The organism is Streptomyces botrytidirepellens (genome assembly GCF_003721215.1).
GTDB lineage: Bacteria > Actinomycetota > Actinomycetes > Streptomycetales > Streptomycetaceae > Streptomyces > Streptomyces himastatinicus.
Map to the genome: position 1 here is coordinate 1 of NZ_RIBZ01000815.1, position 14,378 is coordinate 14,378.

A 14,378-nucleotide genomic window follows, 5' to 3' on the forward strand; every position below is an offset into this window, starting at 1 on the left:
CCCCGGGCCGCCGAGTACGCGGCCGCGCCGGGCGCGGGCGCCGCGGGCGGCATCGGCTTCGGCGCCCTGCTGGGCCTCGGCGCGGCGTTCCGCCCCGGGATCGACGTCATGCTGGACGTCCTGGGCTTCTCCGCCGCGCTGGAGGGGGCCGACCTGGTGATCACGGGGGAGGGCTCGCTGGACGAGCAGACCCTGCACGGCAAGGCCCCGGCAGGCGTCGCGGCGGCGGCGCGGGCGCGGGACATCGACGTGGTCGCGGTCTGCGGCCGCCTCGCCCTCTCCCCGGCCGCCCTGGGCGGCGCGGGGATCCGCCGCGCGTACGCCCTGACCGACCTGGAACCGGACCCCACCCGCTGCATCGCCGAGGCGGGCCCCCTCCTGGAGCGCACCGCCGAACGCCTGGCGGCGGATTTCCTCGGCTGACTCCGCCACATCTCCCGAATTCGGGTACGGGTACGGGTGCGTACCCGTACCCTGAGGGTCATGAGTGGAGGGAGCATCACCGTGTCCGACGCCAACGTCCGAATTCCCACCGAGGCGCGAGATCGGCTGGCCGAGATAGCGGCTTCGGAAGGGCTTTCCCTGCGGGCGTATCTGGCCCGCCTCGCCGACACCCTGCTCACCCCTGCCGAGCGGGCAGAGCGCGCTGAGCAAGCTCGCGCCGTGCTACAGGGGTGGAACGGTTACAACCCCAGCGAAGCCGAGGTGGCCGACCTGGACGCCGAGCTGGATCGGCGTCTGGCCGAGACGGACACCCGGTGACCGAAGCTCTGCACGTCGTGCTGGACGACACGGCCATGGTGGCCGCCGGGCGCGGCAATGTCCTGCTCTCGCGGCTGATCCATCGTGCTCACGCCGAACCGGGCTGGTTCCTCTACGCCCCGGCCTGTGCCCTCGTAGAGGCGGACCGGGCCCGCCCTGGAACGGCAGAGCACATCGCCGCCCTGCCCAGCCTCACCGTCCTTGACCTCGACCTGCCTGCCGCCTTGGCGGTGGCCCGCGACGCTGACGGCTGGGCGGCTGCCCACACCGCGTACGTGGCGCAGCCGACGCCTGAGCGTCCTGCCGGGGCGGTGGTCGCGACGGCTGCGGCGGACGGGTGGAAGGGGCAGCCGGTGCGGATCCTCGACGTCGGGGAGTAACGCCAGCCGCAACCCGGAAACGCTGTGGGCCCCGAGCGGGAAGCTCGGGGCCCACAGCATTTCGGGTGTGGCTACGGCAGCTGGGCCGCCCTCGCCTCGCGGCGGTTGTCGCGGAAGGCGTTGACGCGACGGGCGGTGGCGAAGAGGGGGATCACCGCGCCCATGACGACCTGGAGGGCGCACGCCGACTGGAGCAGGAGCTCGCCGCCGGGGGCCTCGAAGGCCCAGGCGGCCAGCAGCGCCATGCTGGTCACGATCCAGCCGAGCATGGCCACGGCGAGGCGGCCGCGCGGCTTGGGGTACTCGACGCGGCTCACCATCAGCCACGCCACGCCAAGGATCGCCAGCAGGGTCGGCACGAAGGGCAGGCCCAGCAGGACGACCGAGACGACGGTGAGCGCGCCGAAGGGGCTCGGCATGCCCTGGAAGACGCCGTCGCGCAGCGTGACGCAGGAGAATCTGGCCAGCCGGAGGACCACCGCCAGGAGCACCACGATCGCGCCCACCACCGAGACCCGCTCGTAGGGGCTGTCGGCGACCATGCCCCAGACGAGGACGAAGTACGCCGGGGCGAGCCCGAAGCTGATCAGGTCGGAGAGGTTGTCCAGCTCCGCGCCCATGGCCGAGCTGCGCAGCTTCCGCGCGACGAGCCCGTCGAAGAGGTCGAAGACGGACGCCAGCAGCATGAGCATGACCGCCGAGGCGGCGCTGTGGCGGGTCATGCCGCCGTCCTCGCTGCCCGTGAGGTGCGGGATGAGGACGCCGGTGGTGGTGAAGTAGACCGCCAGGAAGCCGCACGTCGCGTTGCCCAGGGTCAGGGTGTCCGCTATCGACAGCCGGGTCGACAGCGGCATGTCGTCCGTCTCGTCGGCGGCGTCCACGTCGGCCTCGGGGACCCAGGCGGCCTGGGTATCGGGATCAATCACGGTCAAGGCGAGTCACCCCCGCGGTGGTGGCCTGGCCGACCTCGACCGCGACGTCGACACCCTCGGGGAGGTAGACGTCCACGCGCGAGCCGAAGCGGATGAGACCGATCCGCTCACCCTGTTCGACCTTGGTGCCCTGCGGCACGTACGGAACGATTCGGCGGGCGACCGCGCCCGCGATCTGGACCATCTCGATGTCGCCCAGCTCGGTGTCGAAGTGCCAGACGACCCGCTCGTTGTTCTCGCTTTCCTTGTTGAACGCGGGAACGAAGCCGCCCGGGATGTGCTCGACGGAGGTCACGGTGCCGGCCAGCGGAGCCCGGTTCACGTGCACGTTGAGCGGGCTCATGAAGATCGCGACGCGGGTGCGCCCGTCCTTCCACGGCATGATGCTCTGCACCACGCCGTCGGCCGGGGAGATGACGCGGCCCTGAGTGATCTCTCTCTCGGGGTCGCGGAAAAACCACAGCATGCCCGCCGCGAGCGCGGTGGCGGGCACGGCGACTGCCGCCCAGCGTCCGGAGCGACGGGCGCGGGTGAGGCTGACCGCCGCCGTGGCGACGGTCGGGAGGAGCCACGGCGACGCTCCGCGCGCGAGGCGGACGCGGCCGCGTTGTGCAGAGGATTGGCTGTGGGGCATGGATGACCTTCGTAGCGGAGGATGCCGCGACGCAAGACTGGGGACGGCGGCTTTCCCGGGATGGTATCGGTTGCGAGCGGTAACTGGGCAAGCGCCAGGGCCTGTCGGTGGCTTGTCAGTGGCCGAAGACCCATGGCGCGGTGTGACCTTCTTCTCTCGGATACCGCCCCAAAAGGGACATCAGCCTTGGCTTCGGTAATCCTCCAGCAGTCGTCGTCCAATAATCATTTTCTGAATCTCAGCGGTACCTTCGCCGATGAGAAGCATCGGTGCCTCACGGTAGAGGCGCTCGATCTCGTATTCCTTGGAGAAGCCGTACCCGCCGTGGATGCGGAAGGCGTCCTCCACGACCTCTTTGCAGTACTCGGACGCCAGGTACTTCGCCATTCCCGCTTCGAGGTCGTTGCGCGCACCCGCGTCCTTCTTGCGGGCCGCATTGACCATCATCGCATGAGCTGCCTCGACCTTTGTTCCCATTTCGGCCAGTTTGAACTGGATGGCCTGGTGCTGGGCGATCGGCTTGCCGAAGGTGTGCCGCTGTTGTGCGTACGCAACGCCCAGCTCGAATGCGCGCTGTGCCACGCCACAGCCGCGTGCGGCCACATTGACCCGGCCGACCTCCACTCCGTCCATCATTTGGTAAAAACCGCGGTTGGTCGTTCCGCCGAGCACCCGATCGGCCGGAATGCGCAGTCCGTCCATGATGAGCTCGGTGGTGTCGACCCCCTTGTAGCCCATCTTCTCGATCTTGCCGGGAATGGTCAGTCCGGGCCGGACCTCGCCGAAGCCGGGCTCCTTCTCGACCAGGAAGGTCGTCATGGACTTGTGCGGAGGGACGCCCTCCTGCTGGTCACCGGTCCGGCACAGGACCGCCACCAGCGTGGACGTGCCGCCGTTGGTCAGCCACATCTTCTGGCCGGTCAGCACGTACTCGTCGCCGTCCGGCACCGCCTTGCTGGTGATCGCCGACACATCGGAGCCCAGCGCCGGCTCCGACATCGAGAAGGCGCCGCGGATCTCGCCGAGGGCCATCTTGGGCAGGAAATAGTCCTTCTGCTCCTGGGTGCCGTGCTGCTTCAGCATGTACGCCACGATGAAGTGCGTGTTGATGATGCCGGACACGCTCATCCAGCCACGCGCGATCTCCTCCACGCACAGTGCGTAAGTGAGCAGTGACTCGCCGAGACCGCCGTATTCCTCCGGGATCATCAGCCCGAAGAGGCCCAGCTCCTTCAGGCCCTCGACGATCCGGGTGGGGTATTCGTCGCGGTGCTCCAGTTCGGTGGCGACCGGCAGGATCTCCTTGTCGACAAACTCCCTGACCGTGGCGAGGATCTCCCGCTGGATGTCGGTCAGCCCCTCGGTCTGCGCCAGACGGCCCATATCACTGCCCTCCCAGCTCCGGGCGGCCCGGCTGCTCGCCGCCCCGCTCCTTGATGTACGTGGCGGTCGGCACCATCACCTTGCGCCGGAAGACGCACACGAGGGTGCCGTCCTGCTTGTAGCCCTTCGTCTCCACATACACGATTCCGCGGTCGGTTTTGGACTTCGACGGCGTCTTGTCCAGCACCTCGGTCTCGCCGTAGATGGTGTCGCCGTGGAACGTCGGCGCGACGTGCTTCAGCGACTCGACCTCCAGGTTGGCGATGGCCTTTCCGGAGACGTCCGGTACCGACATGCCGAGCAGCAGGGAGTAGATGTAGTTCCCGACCACCACGTTCTTGCCGAAATCGGTCGTCTTCTCGGCGTAGTTGCTGTCCATGTGCAGCGGGTGATGATTCATGGTGAGCAGACAGAAGAGATGGTCGTCGTACTCGGTGACCGTCTTCCCCGGCCAGTGCCGGTAGACGTCGCCCACCGCGAACTCTTCGTAAGTGCGGCCGAACTGCATCGTGCTCACGCCTCCGGGGGCTCGAAGGTGGACGTACGGGCCATCCCGGCCGCACGGCCCTTGCCCGCGATGACCAGCGCCATCTTGCGGCTGGCCTCGTCGATCATCTCGTCGCCCAGCATCGCCGAGCCCTTCATGCCGCCGGCCTCGGACGTGCAGTACTCGTACGCGTCCAGGATCAGCTCGGCGTGGTCGTAGTCCTCCTGCGACGGCGAGAAGACCTCGTTCGCCGCCTCCACCTGGCCCGGGTGCAGCACCCACTTGCCGTCGAAGCCGAGCGCCGCCGCGCGCCCGGCCACCTCGCGGTAGCCGTCCAGGTTCTTGATCTGGAGGTACGGGCCGTCGATGGCCTGGAGGTCATGGGTGCGGGCGGCCATCAGGATGCGCATCAGGATGTAGTGGTACGCGTCCGCCGGGTAGCCGGGCGGCTGCTCGCCCACGACCAGCGACTTCATGTTGATGGACGCCATGAAGTCGGCCGGGCCGAAGATGATGGTCTCCAGCCGGGGCGAGGCACCGGCGATGTCGTCGACGTTGACCAGGCCCTTGGCGTTCTCGATCTGCGCCTCGATGCCGATCCGGCCGACCTCGAAGCCCATCGTCTTCTCGATCTGGGTGAGCAGCAGGTCCAGCGCCTGCACCTGCTGGGCGTCCTGCACCTTGGGCAGCATGATGCAGTCCAGGTTGGGGCCCGCGCCCTCGACGACCGTGATGACGTCGCGGTACGTCCAGTGGGTGGTCCAGTCGTTGACCCGCACCGCCCGGGTCTTGCCGGTCCAGTCGCCCTCGTTCAGCGCCTTGACGATGGAGTGCCGCGCGTCCTCCTTGGCCAGCGGCGCGCACGCGTCCTCCAGGTCCAGGAACACCTGGTCGGCCGGGAGGCCCTGGGCCTTCTCCAGGAAGCGCGGATTGGAACCGGGCACGGCCAGGCAGGAGCGGCGCGGCCGCAGCACGCGGTCTGCGGGGGCGGGCGTGGTCATGCGGGAACCTCCAGTGCGGGAAGCGTGTTCGCGGAACGGATCTCGTCGACGATACGGCCGATGATCTCCGTGATACCGAAGTCCTTGGGGGTGAAGACGGCGGCGACACCCGCGGCGCGCAGTGCGGCGGCGTCCGCGGCCGGGATGATGCCGCCCACGATGACGGGTATGTCCTGCGCCCCGGCCAGCCGCAGCCGCTCCAGGACGTCGGGTACCAGCTCGGCGTGCGAGCCGGAGAGGATCGACAGGCCGACGCAGTGCACGTCCTCGTCGACGGCCGCCATCACGATCTGCTCCGGGGTGAGCCGGATCCCCTGGTAGATCACCTCGAACCCGGCGTCCCGGGCCCGTACGGCGATCTGCTCGGCGCCGTTGCTGTGCCCGTCCAGGCCGGGCTTGCCGACCAGCAGCCGCAGCCGCCCGCCGCCCAGCTCGGCCGCGGTCTTCTCGACCTTCTCCCGTACGGCGGCGAGCGCGCTGCCCGCCTCCGCGGTGACGGCCAGCGGCGCCCCGCCGACCCCGGTGGGGGCCCGGAACTCGCCGAACACATCGCGCAGCGCCCAGGCCCACTCGCCCGTGGTGACCCCGGCGCGCGCGCACTCCACGGTCGCGGCCATCAGGTTGTCGGTGCCCGCGGCGGCCTTGCGGAGCGCCGAGAGGGCGCTCTCGGCGCGGTGTGCGTCGCGCTGCTCGCGCCAGGTGTGCAGCGCGGAGACCACCCGGGCCTCGTTCGCCGGGTCCACCGTCATGATCGCGGTGTCCAGGTCGGCGGTGAGCGGATTGGGCTCGGTGGACTCGTAGCAGTTGACGCCGACGATCTTCTCCTCGCCCGCCTCGATCCGGGCCCGCCGTGCGGCGTGCGAGGCGACCAGCTGCGCCTTGAGGTAGCCGGACTCGACGGCGGCCATGGCCCCGCCCATCTCCTGGATGCGCTCGATCTCGGCCTCGGCCTCCCCGGTCAGCTCGCTGACCTTGGACTCGATGACGCGGCTGCCCGCGAAGATGTCGTCGTACTCCAGCAGATCGCTCTCCTGCGCCAGCACCTGCTGGATGCGCAGAGACCACTGCTGGTCCCAGGGCCGGGGGAGCCCCAGCGCCTCGTTCCAGGCGGGCAGCTGGACGGCGCGGGCGCGGGCGTCCTTGGAGAGCGTGACGGCGAGCATCTCCAGCACGATGCGCTGGACGTTGTTCTCCGGCTGGGCCTCGGTCAGCCCGAGCGAGTTGACCTGGACGCCGTAGCGGAAGCGGCGGTGCTTGGGGTTCTCGATGCCGTACCGCTCCCGGGTGATGCGGTCCCAGATGCGGCCGAAGGCGCGCATCTTGCACATCTCCTCGATGAACCGGACGCCCGCGTTCACGAAGAAGGAGATCCGGGCCACCACATCGCCCTTGCGCTCCTCGGGCACCTGCCCGGAGTCGAAGACCGCGTCGAGGACGGCGATCGCCGTCGACATGGCGTACGCGATCTCCTGCACCGGAGTGGCCCCGGCCTCCTGGAGGTGGTAGCTACAGATGTTGATCGGGTTCCACTTGGGGATGTGGTGGACCGTGTACGCGATCATGTCGGTGGTCAGTCGCAGGCTGGGCCCCGGCGGGAAGACGTGCGTCCCGCGCGACAGGTACTCCTTGACGATGTCGTTCTGCGTCGTCCCCTGGAGCTTGGCCGGATCGGCGCCGTGCTCCTCCGCGACCACCTGGTACAGCGCCAGCAGCCACATGGCGGTGGCGTTGATGGTCATGGAGGTGTTCATCTGCTCCAGCGGGATGTCCTGGAACAGCCGCCGCATGTCGCCCAGGTGGGAGACCGGGACCCCGACCCGGCCCACCTCGCCGCGGGCGAGGATGTGGTCGGGGTCGTAGCCGGTCTGGGTCGGCAGGTCGAAGGCGACCGAAAGACCGGTCTGGCCCTTGGCCAGGTTGCGCCGGTACAGCTCGTTGGACGCCTCGGCGGTGGAGTGCCCGGCGTAGGTCCGCATGAGCCACGGGCGGTCCTTGGGGCGGGGTTCGCCACTCATCAGATGTCCCGGAAGCGGTTGATGGCGTCGATGTGCTGGTCGCGCATTTCCTGGTCGCGCACGCCCATGCCCTCCTCGGGCGCCAGGCACAGCACGCCGACCTTGCCCTGGTGGAGGTTGCGGTGCACGTCGTACGCGGCCTGGCCGGTCTCGTCCAGGTGGTACGTCTTGGACAGCGTCGGGTGGATCTTGCCCTTGGCGATCAGGCGGTTGGCCTCCCACGCCTCGCGGTAGTTGGCGAAGTGCGAGCCGACGATCCGCTTCAGCGACATCCACAGGTAGCGGTTGTCGTACTCGTGGGTGTAGCCGGACGTCGAGGCGCAGGTGACGATCGTGCCGCCCTTGCGGGTGACGTACACGCTTGCGCCGAAGGTCTCCCGGCCCGGGTGCTCGAAGACGATGTCCGGGTCCTCGCCGCCGGTCAGTTCGCGGATCTTCTTGCCGAACCGCTTCCACTCGCGCGGGTCCTGGGTGCGCTCGTCCTTCCAGAAGCGGTAGTCCTCGGCCGTGCGGTCGATGATGGCCTTGGCCCCCATCTTCCGGCAGATCTCGGCCTTCTGCGGGGAGGAGACGACGCAGATCGGGTTCGCCCCGCCGGCCAGCGCGAACTGGGTGGCGTAACTGCCGAGCCCGCCGCTCGCGCCCCAGATCAGCACGTTGTCGCCCTGCTTCATCCCGGCGCCGTTGCCGGAGACGAGCTGCCGGTACGCGGTCGAGTTGACCAGGCCCGGCGCGGCCGCCTCCTCCCAGCTCAGATGGGCGGGCTTGGGCATGAGCTGGTTGGTCTTGACGAGGGCGATCTCGGCGAGCCCGCCGAAGTTGGTCTCGAAGCCCCAGATGCGCTGCTCGGGGTCGAGCATGGTGTCGTTGTGGCCGTCGGCGCTCTCCAGCTCGACCGAAAGGCAGTGCGCGACGACCTCGGCGCCCGGCTGCCAGGCGTTCACGCCGGGGCCGGTGCGCAGCACGACGCCCGCGAGGTCGGAGCCGATGATGTGGTACGGCAGGTCATGGCGCTTGGCGAGCGGGGAGAGCTTGCCGTACCGCTCCAGGAAGCCGAACGTGGGCAGCGGCTCGAAGATCGAGGTCCACACGGAGTTGTAGTTGACCGAGCTGGCCATGACGGCGACCAGGGCCTCGCCGGGGCCGAGTTCGGGCACCGGGACCTCGTCCACGTGCAGCGACTTGCGGGGGTCCTTCTCCTTGGTGGTGAGGCCGGCGAACATCTCGGCCTCGTCCTTGCGCACAGTCACCGCGCGGTACGACTCGGGGACGCGCAGGGCGGCGAAGTCCTGGGGGCTGGTGTCCGACGCCAGGATCGCGTCAAGTATCTCGTTCATCGGTGCCTCCGGCGAAGCGTCCGCGAGGGGACGCCTGAGGGAACGCTGGGCTCGTGACGGGGGTGAAAGCTGCTGGCTGGCTGCTGCTGTGCCGTCGGTTCGGCGGAGGTTCTTCGGCCGTGGGGCGCGGGTGAGCGCCGTGGGCCCGCCTGGTGACGCAGGCGGTGTCCGGGCGCGCAAGGCGGCTTGCGGGGACAGCCGACGCGCGAGGTGTGCAGCGCGTCGGCCGCCCGGACATCTTCACCGTATGGCACGCTGTGCCACCTCGCAAGACACTGCGTGCCAACAAATTCTCTCACTTGTCATCTCGGCTGCACGCATGAGCAAGAAACGGCCGCCCCGGGAGGGGCGGCCGTTGCGAGTGGTGTTCGGTTGTGTGGTTTTGGTGAGTTAGGCGCCGCGGTTGGTTCAGGTCTTCTTTTCCAGGGTCAGTGCGAAGACGTGGGCGCGGGCGGTGCCCGAGGCGGGTGCGGTCAGGGTGATCGAGGACAGCTCCTTGGCCGGGTCCAGGGCCACCGTCTGGTGGAAGATCGCCGCCTTGGTGCCGACCGGTCCGCTGCGGGCGTGGATCTGGCTGGTCCGCACCGCCTCGGTCTCCCCGTACGCCGGACCCGACAGCCACGCCGTGAGCTGGATGTCCGCCTTCGCGGTCGAGCCGTCCGCGTACGTGGCCACCGCGGGGATCGTCACGTTCCCGGTGTCGCCCGCGCCCAGCACATGGAGCGTGGCGTAACTCCCCGCCGGGACCGCGACCTTCTGCCCCGCCGCGATCACGTTGTTGTTGGAGCCCTCGCTGCCGTTGCTGAAGGCGAACGTGATCCCGTCGTCCTCGGTCTGCCCGGTCTGCGGGAGCTGCACCATCGGGTACGTGCGCCCCGTACCGTCGAAGTCCCCGTCGCCGTAGTACATCTCGGTGGTGATGGCGTCGTTGTCGAAGACCCCCACCAGGTCCACCTGGGTGCCCTGGCCCGTCTGCGGCAGCTCCGGCAGACCCCACCGGTCGGCGGGCTCCGTCACCTTCACCGGGGCGATCCGGAAGTCCGGGCGCGGCCCCGCGGCCGGGTACACCACCGCCTCCTCGTCCCGGTCCAGGTCGATCTCGATCACGCCGGCTCCGAGGTCGCGCCACTTGGGGGCCGGTCCGCGCACCCCCGCGACCCTGATCCGCCCGGTCAGCGAGTGCCGCACCCGGCACGGCTCCCCGGCCAGGCTCCGCACCCGCACCCAGCGCGTCCTGCCGCCCTGGCGCACCCCGCTGACCAGGAACGCGCCCTCGGTGCGGAAGTCGTGGAGCGCCACGTCCTTCCACGCGCCCGGCACCCCGGGGAAGAAGCGGATGATCCCGCCCCAGCTCTGGCAGAGCATGTCGTGCATCGCCTGCGCGCCCGACAGCGGGGTCTCGATCACCGGACCCGCCTCGTAGTAGTGCGTATTGGGCTGGATGAAGCGCGCCACCAGCTCGCGCAGATACTTCAGCGCGTCGTCGCCCCGCCCCATCTGGGTCGAGATCGAGGCCGCGCCGGAGAAGCTGTAGCCGCGCAGGGCGCCCTCGAAGCCGATCCAGTGCTCCAGCGAGCGGGTGATCAGGTCGCGGTTCTCCTTCTGATCCCAGTTGACCAGGTAGAGCGGGTAGACGGAGAGCATGTGCGAGTAGTGGCGGTGCGACTTGGCGAACGGGACGCCGGTGCCGACCATGAAGCCGTTCTCGTCCACCGGGTACGGGACGAGCTTGTCCAGCACCTCACGCCACTTCGGCGCCAGCGGATCGTCCTTGCCCAGCAGTTCGGCCGACTCCAGCAGCGTCCGGCACGACCAGCGCAGCAGCGCCAGGTCGTAGTTGCAGTCCGGGGCCGCGCCGTACTCGGGCGAGAAGGTCTTCGGCAGATGCAGCGTGCCGTCCGACCCTTCGGTGAGGAAGTGCAGGTAGTAGTTGGTGGAGCGGCGCAGCAGCGGATAGAGCACGTCCTCCAGCAGGCCCCGGTCCATCGAGTGCCGGTAGTGGAGCCACACGTTGTGCAGCGCCCAGGGGAGGTTGCCGACCTCCGCCTGGTCGCCGACGCCCGGGACCGGCACCGTGCCGTTGTCCTCGCACTGCGCGTCGGTGGAGCGGCGCAGCGCGGCCGAGTCGGCGCGGTACTCCGGTTTGAGGGCGCTGATCAGGACGTCGGTGTTCTCGGCGAGGGTGCGCGGAATCGCGTCCAGCTCCAGGTGGTTGGAGCCCAGCACCGGCCAGTACTCCAGCTGGACGTTGAGGTTCCACCACACCCCCGGCCAGGGGGTCGGCTCCACCCAGGGGCCGGTGGTGGCCATCACGGGGGCGTGCTCCCGGGCCGCGCACGCGAGCTTGTAGAGCTGGATCCAGTAGAAGCTCTGGAGCATCGCGTCCGGGACCGACAGGAAGCTCTTGCGGTAGAACCGGTGCCACCAGTCGCGGTGCGAGCGCAGCAGGCTGGAGACCGGCAGCGCGGACGCCTTGCGGACCGTCGTGACGGCCCGGCCCTCGGCGTCCAGGCCCGGGTACGAATGCGCCACGCACAGGTAGTACGTACGCTCCCGGCCCGTGCCGCGCTGCTTGTACGCGGTCACCGTCTGCCCGCCCGCCACCATGGACTGCACGGTGATGCCGAGCCCGCCCTCGGTGCGGCTGACCGGCTTCGGGTTGGGCTCGAACCCCTTCGGCGGGTCCTCGCGGACGATGCGCGGGCTGACGGCGGGGGAGGGGCGGAACTCCCAGCGGAACCCCTCCTCGCCCGCGCTCGCCTCGACGGTCGCCAGCAGCATCGTCCGGTCGTTGTGGACCAGCGCGCGGAGGGTGAGACGGCCCTTGTCGGTGGTGATCGTGCCGCGCACCTCGGCGTCCCACAGGTCGAGTCGCAGATCGACTCCGGTGATCTTCCCGACCGGGTGCAGCAGCAGATTGCCGACCGGCAGCCGCGCCACGCCCCAGTCGCTGCCGCCCTGGGTGGGGCGGTGGTCCTGGACCTCGCCGTGGTGGACGGTGAAGCGCAGGGCGTTCTCGCCGGGCTCCTGGTAGACCATCGAGCCGAGCAGGCCGTTGCCCAGGAACGGGCCCTCGTACCAGGTGCGCGGCATCCGCTTCCAGGCCAGGTCCTGCCCGGATAGAAAGCGCTGCCATTCCGAGTCCGTCCGCATGCCGCTCAGGACCACGGAACGCCCGCTTTCGGCCGCCTCCGCTTCCGGTGCGGGGAGGGTCACCCCTGCCGTCGACCCCGCGGCCGCGCCGGCGGCCACCCGGCCCAGGAAACCGCGTCTGCTGACTGCCATCGTCGATCAGCTCCGTCCGAGAAGACGTGGAGATTGGTCCGATGATTTGGCTAGACGGGAGCGTAGGAAGCGACTAATGATGCGTCAAGGCGCCGGATAGATCTGATGTATTGGCCTGCTGTGTCGGGCTGCCATTGATCTGTCGCGCCGCCATATCGCCACATGTCCCGTGGGAGGGAACGATGCGCGTCATTCGGTCCAGGGTCACCAGAGCCGCGGCGGGCATCGCCTGCACGGCGGCCGTCCTCGTACCACTCCAAGCCGAAGCTGCAGGTCAGGCAGGTGAATCGGACGGCCGCAGCTGGCGGCTCACCGGGCAGGGCACGGTCAGCGGGCAGCTCAGCCTCACCCGCGACGGTGGCCTCACCCTCACCGCCCGGCACGGCTCCACCACCGTCCTGCAACCCTCCGCGCTCGGCATCCGCACCGCCGACACCGACTACGGCAAGGGCTTGCGGTTCGCGGGGCGCAGCGACCGCGCCATCCACGAGACGTACACGACCACCACCGGCCGCCGGACCCGGCACACCTCCGATGCCTCCGAGTCGACCTTCACCTTCCGCAAGGACGGACGCACGCTGAAGGTGATCGTCCGCGTCTCGGCCGACGGACTGGCGTACCGCTACGCCCTGCCGGGCAAGGACACGGTCACCGTGCTCGGCGAGGACTCGGAGTTCGCCGTGCCGCCGACCGCCGACTCCTCCCTGCTGCCGTACGACAACGGGCGCTCCGACTACGAGTCCGCCCACGCCCGCGGGAGCGTCGCCGACGCCAAGGCGGGCGACTACGGCTACCCGTCGCTGTTCCACATCGGCAAGAGCTGGATGCTGATCGAGGACGCCGACCTCGACAGCTCCTACGGCGGCTCCCGGCTCACCCTCGACGCCGCCACCGACCGCTTCCGCCTCACCCTCCCCGACCCCGCCGAGGTCAGCAGCCCCGGGCTCACCACCCCGTGGCGCACCATGGTCATCGGTGACCTCGCCACCGTCACCGAAAGCGACCTGCCGACCGACCTCGCCGCCCCGTCGAAGGTCGCCGACACCTCATGGATCAAGCCGGGCAAGGCGGCCTGGTCCTGGTGGTCGGACGGCGGCAGCCCGGCCAGCCTCGCCGCCCAGAAGAAGTTCGTCGACTTCGCCGCCCGGGAGGGCTGGGAGTACGTCCTGGTCGACTCCGGCTGGAGCAACGACTGGATGCCCGAACTCACCAAGTACGCCAAGGAGAAGGGCGTCGGCATCTGGGCCTGGGTGCGCTGGCAGACCATCGACCAGCAGAGCGAGCGGGACCGGCTGTTCGCGCAGTACAAGTCCTGGGGCATCGTCGGGCTCAAGGTCGACTTCCTGGAGTCCGACGGCCAGGACCGGATGCGGTGGTACGACGCCGTCTTCAAGGACAGCGCCAAGCACCAGCTCATGCTGAACTTCCACGGCGCGACGATTCCGCGCGGGCAGGAGCGGACCTGGCCGCAGATGATGAGCGTCGAGGCGGTCAAGGGCGCCGAGGGAACCCGCCCCAAGCCGGGCCGCGAGCCCTTCCCGGCCGCCCACTACACGACGCTGCCGTTCACCCGGAACCTCATCGGGCCCATGGACTTCACCCCCGTGACCTTCACCGGGGTGCGGCCCACCAGTGACGCCGCCGAGCTGGCGCTGTCCGTGGTGTACGAGTCCGGGGTGCAGCACTTCGCCGACAGCGTCGAGTCGTACGAGGCGCACCCGGAGGCGCTGAAGTTCCTGGACCAGGTGCCCACGGTGTGGGACGACACCCGGCTCGTCGACGGCGACCCCGGCGACCGCGCGGTCCTCGCCCGCCGCTCCGGCGACGACTGGTACCTGGGCGCGATCACCTCGGGCGAGGCCCGCACCCTGGACGAGCCGCTGGCGTTCCTGGGCCGCGGTACGTGGCGGGTCGAGCTGTACAAGGACGGCCCGGACGGCAAGATCGTCACCGAAACCCGCGAGGTCACGGCGTCGTCGAGGCTCTCGGTGGCCGTCCCGAAGAACGGCGGCTACGCGGCCCGCTTCACCCCGGCGGACTAGGGGGCTTTGTTCCCCACCCCGCCCCTCCCCGAACCCGGAGGCTCCGCCCCCGGACCCCCACCAGGGGCTCCGCCCCCGGATCCCCACCAGGGGCTCCGCCCCCGGATCCCCACCAGGGGC

12 protein-coding genes are annotated in these 14,378 nt (G+C 69.7%); 4 read left to right on the top strand and 8 right to left on the bottom strand.

Features of this window, described 5'->3' with window-relative positions:
• From EEJ42_RS41910 to EEJ42_RS41920, 3 genes are all read left to right on the top strand, one after another.
• The coding region (locus EEJ42_RS41910; protein ID WP_148082205.1) for a glycerate kinase at positions 1 to 423 on the top strand (423 nt) is incomplete at its 5' end.
• An 81-nt stretch (positions 424 to 504) separates the two neighbouring features.
• Positions 505 to 762 carry a hypothetical protein gene (locus tag EEJ42_RS41915; protein ID WP_221179485.1) on the top strand — a complete coding sequence of 86 codons (258 nt, stop codon included), beginning with the start codon at positions 505 to 507 and terminating at the stop codon, positions 760 to 762.
• On the top strand, positions 759 to 1,142 hold the full coding sequence (locus EEJ42_RS41920; protein ID WP_184503524.1) for a PIN domain-containing protein: 384 nt from the start codon (positions 759 to 761) through the stop codon (positions 1,140 to 1,142). Before EEJ42_RS41915 ends, EEJ42_RS41920 begins: the two co-directional genes overlap by 4 nt.
• A gap of 71 nt (positions 1,143 to 1,213) precedes the next feature.
• On the opposite strand, the gene pssA is transcribed toward EEJ42_RS41920, so the two are convergent.
• The 8 genes from pssA to EEJ42_RS41960 all read right to left on the bottom strand — a co-directional run bounded on the left by pssA (position 1,214) and on the right by EEJ42_RS41960 (position 12,216).
• The gene (pssA, locus tag EEJ42_RS41925) at positions 1,214 to 2,074 is read right to left on the bottom strand and encodes a CDP-diacylglycerol--serine O-phosphatidyltransferase (RefSeq protein ID WP_123107387.1); all 861 of its coding nucleotides are present in this window, start codon (positions 2,072 to 2,074) and stop codon (positions 1,214 to 1,216) included.
• A complete protein-coding gene (locus EEJ42_RS41930) occupies positions 2,061 to 2,708 on the bottom strand; it encodes a phosphatidylserine decarboxylase (RefSeq protein WP_009714172.1) in 648 nt (215 codons plus the stop codon). The genes pssA and EEJ42_RS41930 overlap by 14 nt, the downstream gene beginning before the upstream one ends.
• Positions 2,709 to 2,888: 180 nt before the next feature.
• On the bottom strand, positions 2,889 to 4,091 hold the full coding sequence (locus tag EEJ42_RS41935; RefSeq protein WP_123107388.1) for an acyl-CoA dehydrogenase family protein: 1,203 nt from the start codon (positions 4,089 to 4,091) through the stop codon (positions 2,889 to 2,891).
• Position 4,092: 1 nt separating this feature from the next.
• Complete coding sequence (locus EEJ42_RS41940; protein WP_123107395.1) at positions 4,093 to 4,599, bottom strand: MaoC family dehydratase; 507 nt, start codon at positions 4,597 to 4,599, stop codon at positions 4,093 to 4,095.
• 5 nt (positions 4,600 to 4,604) lie between these two features.
• A complete protein-coding gene (locus tag EEJ42_RS41945; protein WP_123107389.1) occupies positions 4,605 to 5,579 on the bottom strand; it encodes an HpcH/HpaI aldolase/citrate lyase family protein in 975 nt (324 codons plus the stop codon).
• A complete protein-coding gene (locus EEJ42_RS41950; protein WP_123107390.1) occupies positions 5,576 to 7,594 on the bottom strand; it encodes a protein meaA in 2,019 nt (672 codons plus the stop codon). Before EEJ42_RS41950 ends, EEJ42_RS41945 begins: the two co-directional genes overlap by 4 nt.
• Positions 7,594 to 8,931, bottom strand: a complete 1,338-nt coding sequence (ccrA, locus tag EEJ42_RS41955) for a crotonyl-CoA carboxylase/reductase (protein WP_123107391.1) — start codon at positions 8,929 to 8,931, stop codon at positions 7,594 to 7,596. The genes EEJ42_RS41950 and ccrA overlap by 1 nt, the downstream gene beginning before the upstream one ends.
• A gap of 408 nt (positions 8,932 to 9,339) precedes the next feature.
• Complete coding sequence (locus EEJ42_RS41960) at positions 9,340 to 12,216, bottom strand: glycosyl hydrolase family 95 catalytic domain-containing protein (RefSeq protein ID WP_123107392.1); 2,877 nt, start codon at positions 12,214 to 12,216, stop codon at positions 9,340 to 9,342.
• 182 nt (positions 12,217 to 12,398) lie between these two features.
• On the opposite strand from EEJ42_RS41960, the gene EEJ42_RS41965 reads away from it, so the two are divergent.
• On the top strand, positions 12,399 to 14,258 hold the full coding sequence (locus tag EEJ42_RS41965; RefSeq protein WP_123107393.1) for a glycoside hydrolase family 97 protein: 1,860 nt from the start codon (positions 12,399 to 12,401) through the stop codon (positions 14,256 to 14,258).
• Positions 14,259 to 14,378: the final 120 nt, after the last annotated feature.